Here is a 17,203-nt window from a genome sequence, read left to right on the forward strand (position 1 = left end):
CATCCCCCCACCGGGATGCTCTAGACTGGAAGGTTTAGTTTATCATGACAGAAGAACTGCGTCCGGAGATACGTACAAACTCTCCTTTATTTTCATCCGGCCCTTGCGCCAAGCATCCCGGATGGTCTCTTAAAAATCTCGAAAATGCCAGCCTGGGCCGATCTCATCGATCCGCTGAAGGTAAAACCAGGCTAAAAGCGGTCATAGATCAACATCGATCAATTCTCGGCATTCCCGATGACTATAAAATCGGTATTGTGCCCGGATCCGACACCGGCGCCGTCGAAATGGCACTTTGGTCGCTACTGGGTGCTCGCCCCGTCAATATGCTCGCATGGGAGAGTTTTGGCGCTGGATGGGCAACCGATGTTGTCAAACAACTCAAGCTTCAAAATGCGGAAGTGACGACATCTGACTATGGCGATATTCCCGATTTGTCCGCAGTTGACTGGAAGAAGGACGTTGTCTTCACCTGGAACGGAACCACTTCTGGTGTGTGCGCGCCGAACGGTGACTGGATCGACAGTGATCGTGAAGGCCTGGCCATCTGTGACGCCACTTCAGCTGTTTTTGCCATGGAACTTCCATGGGACAAGCTGGATGTTGTTACCTGGTCTTGGCAGAAGGTTTTGGGGGGTGAGGCCGCTCACGGCATGTTGGTCCTTAGCCCGCGCGCTGTCGAGCGCCTGGAAAGCTACACACCGTCCTGGCCATTGCCAAAAATCTTTCGCATGACAAAAGGCGGAAAACTTATCGACGGCATATTTGTTGGTGAAACCATCAATACGCCATCAATGCTGGCGGTCGAAGATGTCCTGGATGCCTTAAACTGGGCCGAAAGTATTGGCGGAGGCAAAGGTATGATCGCGCGCGCAAATGCCAACGCTGGCGTGATAGACTCCTGGATTGCTACGTCAGATTGGGCGGATTATGTCGCGCTTGATCCGACTTGTCGCAGCACAACATCGATCTGTCTTAAAATTACCTCTGACTGGTTTGTAAAACTTCCGAAAGATGAACAGCCGAAAGCTGCGAAAAAACTGGTGTCGATTTTAGCCGATGAGGGAATTGCCCTGGATATCGGATCTCATCGAGATGCACCGGCTGGTCTGCGGATCTGGGCCGGCTCGACGATTGAGGCGTCAGATTTGAAAGCATTGATGCCCTGGCTCGACTGGGCCTACGCGACACTAAAATCAACATATAAAATTTAGTTCCCAACCTTGAGGAATAGAAAAATGGTCAAAGTATTAATCTCTGACAAGATGAGCCCGCGTGCGGCGGAAATTTTCCGGGACCGTGGTGTGGAAGTCGACGAAAAACCGGGTATGACACCGGAAGAACTAAAAGCCTGCATCGGTGAGTATGACGGTCTCGCGGTCAGGTCGGCGACTAAGGCGACTGCAAATATTATTGCATCAGCTACGAATTTGAAAGTAATTGGTCGGGCCGGTATTGGCGTTGATAATGTGGATATTCCGGCAGCAACAGCGGCAGGTATCTGCGTTATGAACACACCGCACGGAAATGCCATTACCACTGCAGAACACGCGATAGCGATGATGTTTTCGTTGTCCCGGCATATTCCAGCGGCCAATAAGTCGACACAAGATGGAAAGTGGGAAAAATCCAAATTTATGGGCGTTGAGCTCTATGGAAAAGTACTAGGTGTTGTCGGCTGCGGCAACATTGGCTCTATTGTTGCCGATCGTGCTATTGGTCTAAAAATGAAGGTTGTCGCCTATGATCCATTCCTGTCACCAGAACGCGCAGTAGAATTAGGTGTTGAGAAGCTTGAATTGGATGAGCTTTTCGCACGGGCCGATTATATTTCGCTGCATACGCCAATCACGGATAGCACACGAAATATCGTCAATGCCCAGAATATTGCGAAAATGAAATCAGGTGTGCGCATTATTAACTGCGCTCGCGGAGGCCTTGTTGTTGAGGAAGATCTGAAAGCCGCCCTTGAAAGCGGTCATGTCGCCGGTGCTGCTGTCGATGTGTATGTCAAGGAACCAGCGACCGAGAATATCCTTTTTGGCCTGGATAACGTTGTGACCACACCGCATCTAGGTGCGTCAACGGATGAAGCTCAAGTCAATGTCGCCATTCAAGTGGCGGAGCAGATGTCCGATTACCTACTGCTGGGGTCCGTCACCAATGCGTTGAATATGCCATCGGTTTCTGCCGAGGAAGCACCTAAGCTGAAGCCTTATATGGATTTGGCGACACAACTGGGCAGCTTCGCCGGCCAGGTAACGGAAACCGGCATAAAAAGTGTGCGTATTGATTATGAGGGGCAGGCGGCAAGCCTGAACATCAAGCCCCTTACATCGATTATTCTCCAGGGATTACTCGGCCCGCTGCTTGAAAGCGTCAATATGGTCAATGCGCCACTTGTCGCCAAAGAACGGGGCATTGATGTTACTGAAAGCATCAACGATCGTGAAGATGACTATCAGACCCTTATCCGTCTTTGTATTACCACTGAGAACCAGACCCGGGATATTGCCGGTACATTGTTTGGAGATGATCGTCCGCGAATAGTCAGTATCAAGGGGATAAATATGGAAGCTGAGCTTGGACCGCACATGCTTTATATAACCAATCAGGACAAACCTGGTTTCATCGGTGCAATGGGATCTATTCTCGGTAATGCCGAGGTGAATATTGCGACATTCCATTTAGGTCGAGATCAAAAGAAAGGCGAAGCGATCGCCTTGATTGAGATAGATTCGGAATTATCGAAAGATACGATGGATATGGTCTGTAAATTACCACAGGTGACACAGGTTAAAGCGCTAAAGTTCTAGTCTTCGTCCTAAAAAATACAAGCTTTTGCCCAAATCAGAAAAGCGACACCTAAAAAGTGTCGCTTTTTTGCTGTTCCAGTTGGCGCGGGCAACGAAATATGCTTTATAGGCCCACGTAATGAATGACTATTCTGAAAAAGGTCTGCTACCGGCCGGACTGGCCGATATGTTGCCTCCCGCCGCTAGACAAGAATCGGCAATCAGCGAAACCCTCATGCGGGTTTTTGGTGCTAATGGCTATCTGCAAGTTAAGCCTCCCCTCATAGAATTCGAAGAACATTTGCTGGAAGGGTCTGGTGCGGCGTTGGCCTCCAAGATGTTCCGTGTAATGGATCCGGTTTCACATCGAATGATGGGAATTCGGACGGATATGACTTTGCAGGTTGCACGCATTGCCACGACCCGCATGAAACAGGATCCACGACCTCTAAGGTTGTCATATGCAGGACAGGTCCTTCGTGTTTATGGAAGCCAGCTGCGCCCCGAACGACAATTCGCCCAGGCTGGTGTAGAGCTGATCGGTAGTACCGAGACGACTGCTGATGCTGAATTGATTCTTTTGGTAAGAGAAGCTTTGGTTGCTCTAGAAATTAGTGATTTCACACTTGACTTAACGCTTCCAAATCTTGTTCCAACTATATGTAAAGAATTAGATATTGACCCTGAAATTGCCAAAGATGCGAGAGAATCTCTGGACCATAAGGATGCGGCGAAACTCGCAAAATATGATCCAGAACTATCGTCGATTTTGACAGCATTGCTCAAAGCTGCTGGACCGGTGCCGCAAGCCTTGGAATCACTCGCTTCGGTAAATCTACCAGAAAAAGCTGCGAAACAGATTGAGGATTTAAAACAACTTGTTTCGTTTCTTGCTGTCGCCGCACCGGACTTGCAGCTGACCATCGACCCTGGTGAGTATCGCGGATTTGAGTACCAGACTGGTTTGAGCTTTACCGTCTTCGCTCGAAATGTTCGCGGTGAGTTGGGCCGTGGCGGACGTTATCAGTTGATGGACGGGGAACCGGCATCCGGGTTCACATTGTTCTTGGACAGTTTGATGCGCGCCGTGTCACGCGACACAACAAGCGATCGGATCTACCTTCCGTTCGGAACGGAATTAAGGCAAGGCAAAACGCTTCGGGAAGAGGGCTGGAAAACGATCGCCGGCCTTTCTGTGGAAACAAACATCAGTGAAGAAGCACAGCGGTTGCATTGCAGCCATATATATCATGCCGAGGGCATTCAGAAAATTTCCTAACAGACGACGTTTTTGAGGACAGAAGATAATGGCGAACGTAGCAGTAGTGGGCTCTCAGTGGGGCGACGAGGGTAAAGGCAAGATCGTTGACTGGCTTTCAGAACGGGCTGATGTGGTCGTTCGCTTTCAAGGAGGACACAATGCCGGACACACACTGGTTGTTGATGGCAAAGTGTATAAGCTCAGCTTGCTTCCCTCCGGCATTGTTCGGGGCGGTAAAATATCCGTTATCGGAAATGGTGTAGTTGTCGATCCCTGGGCGCTGGCTAAGGAAATTGAGACAGTCCGCGCACAAGGTGTGGTCATTGACCGGACTACATTGAAGATCGCGGAGAATGCAACATTGATACTACCCTTGCACGGCGAACTTGATGCGCTGCGAGAAGATGCATCTGCCGCAGTGAAAATCGGAACAACCCGCCGTGGTATTGGTCCGGCCTATGAAGATAAAACAGCGCGGCGGGCAATTCGCGTTTGTGATCTAACGGATGAAGATTTGCTTGCACGCAAGATTGACGTTCTGCTGAGCCATCACAATGCATTGCGCAAAGGACTAGGTGCCCCGTTGGTAGATGGCAATGAATTGCTCGCGCAACTTATCGAGATTGCACCGCTCGTACTGGAATATGTCGATATCGTTTGGCGTCGGTTAGATGAAGCTAAAAAACAGCGCAAGCGTATTTTGTTTGAAGGTGCGCAAGGCAGCATGCTGGATAATGATCACGGAACCTATCCATTCGTAACCTCTTCTAATACGCTGGCAGGTCAGGCCGCAGTGGGGAGCGGCGTTGGCCCTGGATCAATTGGCTATGTGCTGGGAATAACCAAGGCTTATACCACGCGTGTGGGTGAGGGGCCGTTTCCAACAGAACTTTTTGATGAAGTTGGTGTTGGTCTAGGTGAACGTGGGCGAGAATTTGGTGTTGTAACAGGACGTAAGCGCCGATGTGGTTGGTTTGATGCGGTTATGGTGCGACAGGCTGTCAAAACAGGCGGAATCACAGGAATTGCGCTGACCAAGCTTGACGTTCTTGACGGGATGGACGAGCTGAAAGTCTGTGTCGGGTATGATCTTCGGGGCCAAAAGTTGGACTATTTCCCGTCGAATATGGCGGATCAAGCCGCCGTGGTACCGATCTACGAAACACTGGATGGTTGGAGCGCCAGTACTTACGGTGCGCGGAGTTGGGCTGACTTGCCAGCGGAAGCTGTCAAATACATTCGTCATATTGAAGAGCTCATCGAAGCACCTATTTCCCTTGTATCCACCAGTCCGGAGAGGGAAGATACAATCCTGGTTCGAGATCCGTTCGACGATTGAAGTTGAAAATTATCCATATTTTTTATTCGCCGTTCTGGATCGGCATGTTATTTTAAATAATGAAAATGCCACCAAAAGATTTATTACAAGTTGCTCTAGGGGGATTTATCGCATTGATGGTAGGTCTAGCTTTGGCGCGATTTGTTTACACACCAATTCTGCCATATATGGAAGCAGAATTGGGGATAACAAAAACGCAAGCTGGCCTTATCGCATCGGCTAATTTTCTAGGATATTTAGTAGGCGCCGTTTTTGCCGCCAAAGGTAGCTTGCCTGGCAGTGTCCGCAACTGGCTGCTGTCGTCGTTATTGATTTGTGCTGTTACTACGATGGCAATGGGTTGGACAACTTCCTTTGATTTATTGCTGGTTTTGAGGGTTGTTGGTGGTTGTGCAACTTCCTTCGTTATGATTTTCGGCTCTGCACTTGTACTGACTAGATTGGCTGCCAGAGGGCATTCTGGGCTTTCCGCTGTCCATTTTGCTGGTGTCGGAATGGGTATTGCCGCATCGGCAATATTGATATCTGTTCTGGCCAAAGCAGGAGTAGGATGGCAGGGGATGTGGATATGGAGCGGGGCAATTTCACTTGTACTCGTCATACCAGTGTATTTTCTTATTCCGTCTCCACCACCACAAGATGTGCGCCAGCAAGTTTCTGGTAAACCTGTATTTAGTAGACCTTTGAAGGCGTTAATCGTTGCATATTTTTTGCTCGGGTTTGGCTATATTATAACTGCAACCTTTATTTCAGTTTTAGTAAAACAAGTCCCAGAATTGCAGTGGATGCAATCCATTGTTTGGCTTGTCGTAGGAATCGCCGCTATTCCTTCCGTTGCATTCTGGACATGGTTAGGTGTGAAGATTGGGAGCTCTTACACCTACGCGATAGCCTGCATAGCCCTGGCTATAGGTGTTGCGGTAAGCGTTTTGGGACATGGTGAAGTGTCGTTTTTGGTGGCATCCGCGCTGTTAGGTGCAACTTTCATGGGTTTGACTGCTTTGGGATTGGTCAACGCTCGCGAACTGCTTCCGGATTACCCTCGGCAGATTATGGCAATTATGTCCATCGCCTTTGGGCTGGGCCAAATGATTGGTCCGACTTTCGCGGGTTTTGCTCATGAGATTTACGGAAGCTTTATGGTGCCGTCGCTCGTTGCCGCAATTGGATTAATAATTGCGGCATTCCTGGTTGTGTTCATTAAAGAAAAAGACTCGTCAGCGGCGAAACCATAAGCCTTCAAATTAACGCCATTTTAAGGTAAATTTGCCATCCTGTTGTTCGAAATTGAAACTTTGAACGTAAGCACCCTGCAATGTCGTTAGCTGAAGAAATTATAGAACCGCAAGACAGTGCTCCTATCGAGACAGGCGCGCAACTGGATGGGCGTTATCTGATCGACTTGTCTGCCCGCTTGAGCTTCCTAGATAAAGGGCAAAATCAGGCGTACAAAGTTATCGACGCAAAAAACCCGGATGTAGAGTTTTTTGCCATGATTTCGAACCCGTTTGTTCCTTATCGCCTGGATCTCGCCGAAGCGATGATGGCAAGCCATATCCCGGGCATTAGTGATTTGCTCGCGCATGGGCCAGTTCGGTTCGGGGAAATGGACATTCGGTACGTATTCATCTTTAGGATGCCGGACGGAGGTTTGATTTTCAATCGAGCTGATGGGCCGTTCGGTGAGCAGATTGTCCTGAATAAAATTGTTCCTCGGTTAATTGAAATATTAACAGCGCTTGAAAAGCTGAATATTCCCCATCGTGGGATAAGAGTGGACAACCTTTTCTACGAGGATGCGGAGCGAACAAAAATCGTACTAGGCGAAAGTATATCCACGCCAGCCGGATCTGATCAAAATGATGTCTATGAGCCTGTTGAAAGCGCAAATGCGCATGCTTATGGTCGCGGTGTCGGAGATATCGGCACTGATGTTTATGCCATGGGTGTTTTAATTGTCCATTTGCTCTTAGGCCGATTACCCGCAGAGGAGATGACGGCCGAGCAGATATTTGTGTCGAAACTTGATCAGGGCAGCTATTCCTTATTAACTTCAGATTTAACTTTGTCTTCAAGGATGCAGTTATTACTGAAAGGGCTACTCCATGATGATCCTGCGCGTCGCTGGGATATTGAGTTACTCAGCAAATGGCGCGACATTGCGCATGACCGGGCTCAAATGGGAACAGGCGACCGCCAAGCCTTGGGAGCTTTATACGTCTCTGGGCAAGAGTACGATTCTCCGAAGCTTCTTGCAAACGCGTTAGCGGGCGTTCCCGAAGAAGCTTGTGAACTTCTCAAAAGTGGAAAGCTTGCAACCTGGGTTAAAAATTCTCTACGGGATAATGATACTGCTGACAATTTAGCGTCTATTCAAATGACAACCCGCGGCAGGTCTCAGGGTGCGCAACTGTCAAAATTGACGGCGTCCGCGCAGGTATGCAATTTATTGTCACCAATGGGTGCCATTAGATACCGTGAACTAGCATTCGCAAAAGACGGATTGCCAAGTCTTCTGGCCTATGCTTTTCAAAATGATGATACAGCGATGAAAGCATCATTAGGTGAATTACTTGAAAGCGGCATTCTAACGACCCTTATGGACAATGATGTTGGCGGGGAGGGGTCGCGCGCCAAAGGCGCGTTACTATTATCTAAGGTATCTGACTGTCTCGAGCACATGAAAAATAAGGATCGATTTGGTTTTGGGCTTGAGCGATGTCTGTACGAACTTAACCCTACGGCGCCGTGTTTAAGCCCGAGCTTGATTGGTAGCCATGTCAGCACAATGGCACGATTTATGAAAGTCGTGGAGAAGAAACTCACGACACCGGGAAACCAGATAAACCCGTTCGATAGGCATTGTGCAGCCCTTATTGCTGTAAAAGCATCTGGGCAGGGAAGGAGTTTTCGACAGATGGGCCTTGGAAATCCAGGCAGTGTTGAGCATTCTGCGGGCCTGCTCAATATGTTTGGGCAGCTACAAAAAATTTATCACCCTGGACCGTTACCAGGATTTTGCTTATGGGCTGATTCCCTGTTGAAACCCTTGATTGCCAACTTAAAATCAGAGCTCCGACGGGAGTTCGTTATGAAACGGTTTGAGGATGCTCGAACAAGCGGAAATCTGGAAACAATTTTGCTCGCGACAGATATCCGGCGGCATATCAGAAAAGACGAGAAAGAATTCCATCAGGCGAGATCAAATTTTACCGGTATTGAGCAGTTAGCTGTAAGGTTGGAGGCGGCCACCGAAGAGCGAAAAGCGGCGGCGTCGCGTTACGGTAATTGGATCGCATCCGTCTTGTCAATAACAGCACTTCTCACCAGTATGGGCTTATCTGCCCTTCATTTTATGGGATAGTACATGGCGAAGAATAAACCACAGCAACAGAAGCAAACGGGGACGCATCGTAAACCGGTATTTTGGATTTCGATTTTTGTCGCACTAGGTGCGGTTTTCTTTCCGCCTACCATGTTGGTGCTCTTGTCAGGCATGATCCCGAGCATTGTGGCAGCATTGCTAAATACGAAACGAGGAACCGGAAACTTACCGGCAATGATTGCCTTGAACCTCTCCGGCGTTATTCCTGTTCTAGGTATCTTGTGGCAACGCGGTGGTAGCTTTCATCAGGCGTTTACCCTATTAGCTGACGTATATATGTGGTTGGCAATGTTTGGTGGTGCCGGTATCGCGATGTTCCTGACATGGAGCGTTCCTGTCTGTGTCTATGCAATTTATGATGTGCAAGCTAAATCATCTGTTCGTAAGCTTCTTAAGCAAAGACGAAAACTCGTGGAAGAGTGGGGCACGCAAGTTGGGACGGACGCAATCTCTGCGACAAACCAAAATTAGTGATATTCTGCGATTTCGGCCATAAAAACTGGATTCTTTCCACGCGGAGCTCCATACTCTTGGCACCCTATTTTACTGCGGAAGAAAGATACCATGACAGATCACGTATATTGGATACTCGAACTTGATGTAAATGAAGGCCAGATGGCGAATATGAAAGCGTTGATGGCGGATATGGTCGCGGCAACGTCGCAGGACGAGCCCGGTGCGCTGGACTATCAATGGTCTCTAACGGCCGATGAAAAAACCTGCCACATTTTTGAAAGATACAAAAATTCAGCAGCTACGTTAGTTCATATGGGAAATTTCGGTAGCAAATTCGCGGGTACATTCATGAAAGTTTTTACTCCGAAAAAATTCACGCTTTACGGCTCTCCAACTCCAGATGTTATGGCTGCGTTGGGACCTATGGGCCCAGTAGAAATGTCGTCAATAGGTGGATTTACCCGATAAATCGAAAAGTATTCAAATAAAAAGACGCTGATAACTTTTCAGCGTCTTTTTATAACGATCTAAGTTGCTGAACCAAATCCAGTTTAGTTCAGGCGTTCTTCCATCACTTTTGCTTTCATGGCACGCTGCAGTTTTTCAAAAGCTCTGACCTCAATCTGGCGGACGCGTTCGCGACTTATTTTATAATGCTGACTCAGCTCTTCTAACGTCTGGGGTTCGTCTTTGAGACGTCGCTCCGTCAGAATATGCTGTTCCCTTTCATTGAGGCATTCCATTGCCTGCCCGAGCATGACACGTCGGCTTTGTAACTCCTCGTTATCAGCAAATATCGTTTCCTGGTTGGGGGTATCGTCCTCCAGCCAATCCATCCATTCACCTTCACTTTCAGCGCGCATAGGAGCGTTCAAGCTGTGATCCGGTGCCGTAAGACGGCGGTTCATATTGATGACTTCTTCTTCGGAGACACTAAGCTTCGTTGAAATTGTTTTAACCTGCGCGGCGGTCATATCCCCTTCATCAATGGCTTCAATTTGACCCTTGATCTTACGGAGATTAAAAAATAGTTTTTTCTGAGCTGCGGTCGTTCCCATTTTGACCAGAGACCAGGTGCGTAAAATATATTCCTGGATAGCAGCTCGGATCCACCACATAGCATAAGTCGAAAGCCTGAACCCTTTTTCCGGCTCAAACCGTTTGACGGCCTGCATCATGCCGACATTGCCTTCTGAGATAAGCTCGGCGACAGGTAATCCGTAACCACGGTAACCCATGGCAATTTTTGCAACGAGACGAAGATGACTTGTCACCATTTGATGGGCAGCATCTGTATCCTCACGATCCTTCCAGGCTTTTGCCAGCATATATTCTTCACTGGCTTCCAACATGGGAAATTTGCGAATTTCTTGTAAATAGCGGGATAAACCGCCTTCTGGGGTTAAGACTGGTAAAGATGTAGCACTCATGACTAGGACCCTCTCTTTAGAATTGGCGCTTAATTTCCCACCGTTCTCGACGCATGAAAAATCTGCCCAAAAATTACTCTTCCTGTCTAATCGGAGATTGTTTTATTATTCTCATCAACCTTTTAAGGCTGTGATCAATCTCTTCATATCATTTGGTAATTCTGCCTCAAATTTCAAGGGTTTGTCTGTGACGGGATGCACAAAACCAAGGGTTTGGGCATGCAAAGCCTGCCGTGGAAATTTCCTAATAGTAGTTTGCCTGGATTCTGGGAGAGATTTGGTTCTGCTCAGTTTCGGCCGTGTATAAACAGGATCCCCGACAAGTGGATAGCCAATGTGGGTCATATGGACCCTGATCTGATGTGTACGGCCTGTTTTCAGGCGGCATTGCATAAGACAAGCAAGGTCGTTGTAATTTTCTTCCAACTCATAATGAGTAAAAGCGGTTTTTCCGCCAGCTACCAGCGTTGTCATGCGTTTGCGGTTGTTGGGATCCCGACCAACGTTTTTGTCGATATTTCCGCTCGCCGGATAAACCCGCCCCCAGACGACAGCTTTATACATGCGCTCGATGTCATGGGATTCGAATAAAGCAGCCAGACCTCGATGCGCGGCATCAGTTTTGGCAACAACCAGTAAACCGCTGGTATCCTTGTCAATACGGTGCACAATACCAGGCCGTTTGACACCGCCAATACCCGAAAGGCTGTCGCCGCAGTGATGCAAAAGGGCATTGACCAAAGTACCGGTCCAATTTCCGGCAGCTGGATGGACGACCATGGGAGCAGGCTTATTGACAACAATCAGATATTTGTCTTCAAACACGATATCCAGCGGTATGTCTTCAGGTTCCGGATCCGGTTCGGTTGCCGGTGGAATAGTAAGATGATATATTTCGCCGGCGCGAACGCGGCGTGCTGTATCGGTAATTGCTTTTCCCTCACGAAGCACAAGACCTGTTTTAATGAGGGGATGGATTCGGTTGCGCGAAAGCGTGCCTATGGCATCAGTTAGAAAGCGGTCCAGTCGTTTTCCGGCCGCTGCTTCTGAAACTTCGACTTGATGTGTCCCCTCAGGTGATGGCATATCAATGTACCAGACTAAATTGTTAAAATATGAGGCGACCAGATGTCAGAACAAATGGAACAAGAACCCCGACCCAATCTGACTCTCTTGAAATGGATCGTTGGTGTCCTTGGGTTTCTCATCATTCTTTTCGTCGTCGTAATAGCGGTTACCATATATAAGCGCATGACGGCAACTGATACTACAGAAATGGTGACGAGTACTACTGCCCAGCCAATAGTTGGAAAATCTTTTGCAGCCTTTGGGGACAAACGGATACCTATTCCCGACGATATGGATGTTATTAGTCTGACCGCCTCGGAAAGCCGTCTATTTGTTATGCTAGGCACCGAAGGGGCGGCCCGCCTCATTTTAGTTGTAAATGTAGCAACCGGGGAAGTTGTGGGCGCACTTAACCTTGAAAAAGACGGAATTCAATGACAATTGAAATCCGTTCAACTGATCTTGACTGTTTAAAAAAACATACGAAAGCATGTTGGCCGGAAGAAGCTTGTGCGCTGTTGGTTGGTCGGCATAAGGGAAATCAGCATTGGATCGTAAATTTTGTCGAACCCGCGAGAAACATTGCCAAAAATCCATCCCAATTTTTTGAAATTGATCCTGCATTACGGATTAGGTTGGAAATGAAAAACCTCTTCGAAAGGGATGAAATTATTGGAGTTTTCCATTCTCATCCAGAGGGAAAAGCGACATTATCTGAAACAGATAAAAACAATATACGAGAACCAAATTTGTTTTGGCTGATTGCTAGTACATTATCAGGTAAAGTCGACGAATTATGTGCATTTGCTATTGCCGATGATCACAATATTAATCAACTAACGTTGCTGTCAACATGTGATGTTAATGGAGACTAATTTACTTATATGAACAATAATCATCTTATAAATTTTGCCAGCGATAACTCCGCGCCCGTTGCGCCAGAAATAATGGCAGCACTTGCAGCGGTCAATCAAGGCCCCGCACTTGGGTATGGCAATGATGCTGTAACCGCGAGCTTCGAGATACGCCTCAAAGAAATATTCGAGTGTGATTTACGCGCATTTCCAGTCGCGACGGGGACCGCCGCCAATGTGCTGGGCCTGAGTGTTTTAGTACCGCCTTATGGATCCATCTACGCACATCGTTTGGGGCATATCGAGATTGATGAATGCGGAGCGCCGGAATTTTACACAGGCGGCGCCAAAATTACGTTGCAAGATGGCAAAAACGGAAAACTGGACGCGAAGGAATTGGACAAGGTTCTTTCCCAATCTGGCGCCGGAAATGTACATCATGTTCAGCCTGCTGCGGTCAGCCTGACACAAACGACGGAATGCGGCACTGTCTACACCGCGGATGAAGTCTTTGCTATAAGTGAAACAGCAAAAGCCCACGGGCTTGGGGTGCACATGGATGGCGCGCGATTTGCGAACGCTGTGGTTAGCCTTGGTTGCGCGCCGGCAGATACGACGGTAAAGGCGGGGGTTGATGTTCTCTCGTTGGGGGCAACGAAGAACGGTGCGATGGCCGTTGAAGCTGTTGTCTTCTTTAATAAGGAGAAAGCACAAGAATTTGAATTTCGTCGTAAACGCGGTGCGCATTTATTCTCCAAAATGAGATATTTGTCGGCACAATTGGACGCTTATTTTACGGACGGTTTATGGCTAGAATTTGCGCGCCACGCCAATGAAATGGCGAGCCGACTTGCAACTGGAATAACTTTAAGTAAAAACGCAAACTTAATGTATCCCGTTGAAGCAAATATGGTTTTTACGAAAGTTTCTAGTGAAGCGATGACTAACCTGGAAAAATCAAATGTTCTGTTTTATCCCGAAGGTCCGAAAGAGGCGTCGACCATCCGTCTTGTCGCATCCTGGAACACTACAGCAGAAGAAGTTGATGCAGTATTAGCCCTAATCGGTTAATGGGTTTGTAGGAAAAAGTCGAAGGTGACGGCAAAGTTTGATTCCCGATGTATCTAAGGGTATTGAGGGGCGTGAATTGTGGAAATTGAGTTTTTCAGGATAAGGCTGTAATGCAGAGTATTCAAAATTTTTGGGATCTTGTTAAAGACGTTTGGCAAAGTGGTTACATGGGGATCAATTTTAGTGTCATCGTAACCATCTTGCTGATTCTTGCTTTTGCGCTGTTAGTTCGTGGAGTTTTTACGAGATTTGTCGTTAATCGACTGGCTAAAATGGCGGCGAAGACAGAAAATAAATTGGATGATAAAGTAATCGTGGCCATGAATGGTCCGATACGATTCATTCCTGTTGTCGTTGGCGTCTATTTTGCGTTTGAAGTGGCAAATATTCAGGATGGTGAAACTTTGGCAATTGCCTCCAGTAAAATTGTCCGATCCCTCATCGTTTTTAATCTTTTCTGGGCCTTGTACTGCGCTATTACGCCGTTGACGTTCCTTTTGGGGCGTCTTGAAGAAATTTTTTCCACGGAAATGGTCAGCTTCCTTGTGAAAATTATGAAAGGCATTGTTGCAGGCATTGGTGCGGCGACTGTTCTCGAGCTCTGGGGTATCGAAGTTGGGCCAATTATTGCGGGTTTAGGTATTGTTGGCGTGGCTGTTGCTTTGGGGGCGCAGGATTTGTTCAAGAATCTGATTAGTGGGTTTTTGATATTGGCTGAAAAACGCTTTAAAGCGGGCGACTGGGTAAAAGTAGATGGCGTTGTCGAGGGAACAGTGGAGAAAATTGGATTCCGCTCGACCATGATACGGCGCTTTGATCGGGCCCCGACAATTGTCCCAAATGCTACATTTGCGGATCGCGCTGTTACCAACTTTTCCGAAATGACCCATCGAAGGATTTATTGGAAAATTGGGGTCGAATATTCAACCTCTGTCGCACAAATGCAGGTCATAACGGAGCAAATACGAGACTATCTAATGGGAAATGCAGATTTTGCGCAACCTAACGAAGCGACAATGTTTGTCGTCACCGATAGCTTCAATGCCAGCAGTATTGATATCATGATTTACTGCTTTACCAAGACCACTAACTGGGGGGATTGGCTCGATATAAAACAAGATTTTGCCTATGCCATTAAAGGCATTGTAGAAGGAGCAGGTACTGGATTTGCCTTTCCTTCAATCTCTATTTACAAAGGCGAAGGAGCTGATGAGCCTGAAGCATTTGAGCCACCGCCAGATTTTAAAAAGGGACATAAAGATGATGGAGAAGGATCTCTATTTGAAGAACATGGACAATAAGATTTAATCTTTGAGGGCTTTGCGGATCAGATATTCGAAAACACCATTTTCTTCACTATACTTTTCAAGAATATTGCCACTTACATGGCAATAATGTTGAAAATCAATACTCGACGCTGGATCCGTCGCCAGCACAATAATGAGGTCGCCCGGTGCCAACGATTTTATTGCCTTTTTGGCCTTCAGGACGGGTAAGGGGCAATTGAGACCGGATGTATCCAGTCGTAAAATGGTATCAGGCACGTTAAGTTCCAGAAGATAAAATTATGCAACGATTTTTGAAACTTAACCGTCCGGCGCGGTTCGCGCAATAGGTCTGACAACACCTAATTTCTATAGCGCTGAATTTGAACCATATCCAGCGCGTCACTCAAAGACGGGCCGTTATGTAAAATGCGTAAGTCTCGACCCAGCAAAATAAATCCATGGTCACCTGACTGAAACAGGTAATTCTGCTCATCAGATCCTTTTAGAAACATTACTGTGCAAAGTGGATTGCCTCGATCTTCGACAGGTGTTTCGATACAGCAAGTTAAAGCCTCAGGAACAGTATCGAGCATAGCATATCCACACCAGCTACCGGTGCCATTTCTGGTTTCAAATTCTGAAGTCAGCTCTGCCGATAACCTGCTTGTGAAAGGGCGTATGTGAATTTCCTTCGATGACCCTTCGGGCGACCTTTTTAGATCCTCAGCCAGTGCATTTTTATCTTTTGACATGCCATTAGCTCCCAAAATTCACTCGTCTACTTGCATTAGTTTCGCAATAAACGGTTAATCTGGGGTTTACTTGCCCCAAAAGACTGAGGGGTACGAAGCTTTTATTTTCGTGAAAATATGTGAAATTCCTTCCTTATCATTAACCAAATTTACATTTTTTTTGGCTAAATTTAGAGGAAGGCAGGTCATTGTCGGCCTTTTTATGATTAATTTTTTTGGATTTTGGGCATATGCCAAAAACTCCTCAGTCACCGTCCGCTATTAGTCCGGATTACTTTGATCAGGGCAGGGATATCGAATATAGACCAGCGTCTTCCGCCGGCGGACCTTTGCAGAATCACGAGATTGGTGAAGCAGCATATTTCCTGAAACCGTTTGGTCGAACCTACCGTGAAGCTCTTGAAAACCTAATCACCGGAAGCATCCAGATTATCGGCCTTGACGACGTAAAAGCCCAGTATGCGGATCAGTGGGGTAGCATTGCTAAGAGCGTTCGAAAGATTACGGAAGCTTTTTTGAGCCGCAAACTAGGTAAAAGTGATGTTTTTGTTCCACTCGATGATGGCAGATTTGCCTTACTATTTGCCGGTATCAACCGCGATGAGGCATTGGAAAAATCGACGTTGATTGCATCGGAACTCGTCAGCAAACTGTTCGGAGAACTGCCCGGTGGAGATCTCATTTCTGTAGAAGCCGCGATGCTCGAAATTGAGGACTTTGACGGGCTGGAGCGAATAAAAGATTTGGATGACCTCATTCGATGTTTTCGTACAGCTATAGATAAAACCCAAGATAAACAGACGAAGGAATTTAGGCAAAGGAAGCCCCTAATTAATGTTCGATTTCGTCCATTAATTAATCGCCGGAAAAACTTTGTCGCGATGAATGAAGCCGTTGTTTTTCATGAAATCGATGGAAAAAATGTAGCCATCACATCTCACGATCCGGTTTATACGGGAACGCCAGCATTGCGCGCAGAGCTGGATTTCCTCGTACTCCGTGAAGCCGGCAAAACGCTCGAGCATTTGGGCGATATTGGCAACAAACCGACTATTCTTCTGTCGGTGCATTCAGAAACTCTGGCGGATTCGTTCTGGCGTGGAAAATATGCCCGTATTCTGTCATCACTTCCCGACTATACCTGTCGCCATCTTTTGCTAAATGTTCAAGGGACAGTCACAGGGACACCAAACAGTCGGTACAGGCAAATATTTACGTCTCTTCGCTCTATGGTCCTTGGCTTTACATTTGAAGTTAATCCGGAATGGTCAGAGTTTGAGGCGATAAAAGGCCTACCTATTCACGCTCTCTCTGTTTCGGGACATGACATTTCGGAAACAAAGCAAATCGAAAACTTGTTCAAGCTTGTTAAATTGAGCGGTAAAAAATGTATCTGGCGATCAATCGCTAGCGATGAATTGGCGCGTGCGGCCTTCACTATGAGTGTCGATTACGTTAGCGGTCCGATTTTCGGAAACGTACAAGAAGAGCCTTCAAAACCCTTTTCGTTGTCGGCTTAGCAAT

17 protein-coding genes are annotated in these 17,203 nt (G+C 47.1%); 13 read left to right on the plus strand and 4 right to left on the minus strand.

Annotated features, from left to right (window positions below):
* Positions 1-44 precede the first annotated feature (44 nt).
* The 8 genes from V7723_RS16675 (at position 45) to V7723_RS16710 (ending at position 9,704) form a co-directional block, all read left to right on the plus strand.
* Complete coding sequence (locus V7723_RS16675) at positions 45-1,214, plus strand: phosphoserine transaminase (RefSeq protein ID WP_335685625.1); 1,170 nt, start codon at positions 45-47, stop codon at positions 1,212-1,214.
* 24 nt (positions 1,215-1,238) lie between these two features.
* Entirely contained in the window at positions 1,239-2,816 is a 1,578-nt protein-coding gene (gene serA / locus V7723_RS16680; protein ID WP_335685626.1) for a phosphoglycerate dehydrogenase, read from the plus strand.
* A gap of 118 nt (positions 2,817-2,934) precedes the next feature.
* Positions 2,935-4,074, plus strand: coding sequence for an ATP phosphoribosyltransferase regulatory subunit (locus tag V7723_RS16685; RefSeq protein ID WP_335685627.1), 1,140 nt, complete (start codon positions 2,935-2,937; stop codon positions 4,072-4,074).
* Positions 4,075-4,102: 28 nt separating this feature from the next.
* Positions 4,103-5,395: an adenylosuccinate synthase gene (locus V7723_RS16690; protein ID WP_335685628.1), complete on the plus strand. Its 1,293-nt coding sequence runs from the start codon at positions 4,103-4,105 to the stop codon at positions 5,393-5,395.
* Between the two features lie 59 nt (positions 5,396-5,454).
* Complete coding sequence (locus V7723_RS16695) at positions 5,455-6,630, plus strand: YbfB/YjiJ family MFS transporter (RefSeq protein WP_335685629.1); 1,176 nt, start codon at positions 5,455-5,457, stop codon at positions 6,628-6,630.
* 80 nt (positions 6,631-6,710) lie between these two features.
* Positions 6,711-8,759, plus strand: coding sequence for a hypothetical protein (locus V7723_RS16700; RefSeq protein ID WP_335685630.1), 2,049 nt, complete (start codon positions 6,711-6,713; stop codon positions 8,757-8,759).
* A gap of 3 nt (positions 8,760-8,762) precedes the next feature.
* Positions 8,763-9,251, plus strand: coding sequence for a hypothetical protein (locus tag V7723_RS16705; RefSeq protein WP_335685631.1), 489 nt, complete (start codon positions 8,763-8,765; stop codon positions 9,249-9,251).
* 93 nt (positions 9,252-9,344) lie between these two features.
* Positions 9,345-9,704, plus strand: a complete 360-nt coding sequence (locus tag V7723_RS16710) for a putative quinol monooxygenase (RefSeq protein WP_335685632.1) — start codon at positions 9,345-9,347, stop codon at positions 9,702-9,704.
* An 83-nt stretch (positions 9,705-9,787) separates the two neighbouring features.
* Here V7723_RS16710 and rpoH read toward each other — a convergent pair whose 3' ends face one another.
* Both rpoH and V7723_RS16720 read right to left on the minus strand, forming a co-directional pair.
* Positions 9,788-10,666: an RNA polymerase sigma factor RpoH gene (gene rpoH / locus V7723_RS16715; protein ID WP_335685633.1), complete on the minus strand. Its 879-nt coding sequence runs from the start codon at positions 10,664-10,666 to the stop codon at positions 9,788-9,790.
* A gap of 114 nt (positions 10,667-10,780) precedes the next feature.
* Positions 10,781-11,752, minus strand: a complete 972-nt coding sequence (locus tag V7723_RS16720) for an RluA family pseudouridine synthase (protein WP_335685634.1) — start codon at positions 11,750-11,752, stop codon at positions 10,781-10,783.
* Between the two features lie 42 nt (positions 11,753-11,794).
* On the opposite strand from V7723_RS16720, the gene V7723_RS16725 reads away from it, so the two are divergent.
* The 4 genes from V7723_RS16725 (at position 11,795) to V7723_RS16740 (ending at position 14,960) form a co-directional block, all read left to right on the plus strand.
* A complete protein-coding gene (locus V7723_RS16725) occupies positions 11,795-12,172 on the plus strand; it encodes a hypothetical protein (protein ID WP_335685635.1) in 378 nt (125 codons plus the stop codon).
* Entirely contained in the window at positions 12,169-12,609 is a 441-nt protein-coding gene (locus V7723_RS16730) for a M67 family metallopeptidase (protein ID WP_335685636.1), read from the plus strand. The genes V7723_RS16725 and V7723_RS16730 overlap by 4 nt, the downstream gene beginning before the upstream one ends.
* Positions 12,610-12,618: 9 nt before the next feature.
* Positions 12,619-13,659: a threonine aldolase family protein gene (locus V7723_RS16735; protein WP_335685637.1), complete on the plus strand. Its 1,041-nt coding sequence runs from the start codon at positions 12,619-12,621 to the stop codon at positions 13,657-13,659.
* Positions 13,660-13,769: 110 nt separating this feature from the next.
* Positions 13,770-14,960: a mechanosensitive ion channel family protein gene (locus V7723_RS16740; protein WP_335685638.1), complete on the plus strand. Its 1,191-nt coding sequence runs from the start codon at positions 13,770-13,772 to the stop codon at positions 14,958-14,960.
* Between the two features lie 3 nt (positions 14,961-14,963).
* Here the strand turns inward: V7723_RS16740 and V7723_RS16745 are convergent, their stop codons facing one another.
* Together V7723_RS16745 and V7723_RS16750 are read right to left on the minus strand one after the other, a co-directional pair.
* Complete coding sequence (locus tag V7723_RS16745) at positions 14,964-15,203, minus strand: sulfurtransferase TusA family protein (RefSeq protein WP_335685639.1); 240 nt, start codon at positions 15,201-15,203, stop codon at positions 14,964-14,966.
* A gap of 83 nt (positions 15,204-15,286) precedes the next feature.
* Complete coding sequence (locus tag V7723_RS16750) at positions 15,287-15,679, minus strand: hypothetical protein (protein ID WP_335685640.1); 393 nt, start codon at positions 15,677-15,679, stop codon at positions 15,287-15,289.
* A 230-nt stretch (positions 15,680-15,909) separates the two neighbouring features.
* On the opposite strand from V7723_RS16750, the gene V7723_RS16755 reads away from it, so the two are divergent.
* Positions 15,910-17,199 carry a hypothetical protein gene (locus V7723_RS16755; RefSeq protein WP_335685641.1) on the plus strand — a complete coding sequence of 430 codons (1,290 nt, stop codon included), beginning with the start codon at positions 15,910-15,912 and terminating at the stop codon, positions 17,197-17,199.
* Positions 17,200-17,203: the final 4 nt, after the last annotated feature.

Origin of the sequence: Sneathiella sp. (assembly GCF_036960985.1) — a bacterium.
GTDB lineage: Bacteria > Pseudomonadota > Alphaproteobacteria > Sneathiellales > Sneathiellaceae > Sneathiella.